A 274-nucleotide genomic window follows, 5' to 3' on the forward strand; every position below is an offset into this window, starting at 1 on the left:
TTACAAGACTATGATCTGTGGATTAGAGTGTTAGAACTAACTAAGGGTATTTGGGACACTAAACATAACCTAATTTACACAGTGCATTCTAATGTAAGCAAACAAATTACAGGTAATGTTGATAAGCATCTAAATACGGTAGCCTATTTAAAAGAAAAATATAAGCAAAAGCTCAAAACAATACCCAGCAAAGATAGAAAAGTGTTCGAATCAAGATTAGAGCACGTTTTAGCTAGGGCTTATCGAAGCCAAAAAAGTAATCGTTATATAAAAC

Annotated in this window: 1 pseudogene; it reads left to right on the forward strand. The window is 32.5% G+C overall.

Annotation, left to right across the window (positions count from 1 at the left end):
- Window positions 1-27: 27 nt before the first annotated feature.
- Window positions 28-274 (forward strand): annotated as a pseudogene (locus tag AAEY62_RS22315) (glycosyltransferase family 2 protein); the annotation flags it as partial.

Origin of the sequence: Pseudoalteromonas sp. GW168-MNA-CIBAN-0100 (assembly GCF_040309225.1) — a bacterium.
Classification (GTDB): domain Bacteria; phylum Pseudomonadota; class Gammaproteobacteria; order Enterobacterales; family Alteromonadaceae; genus Pseudoalteromonas; species Pseudoalteromonas arctica.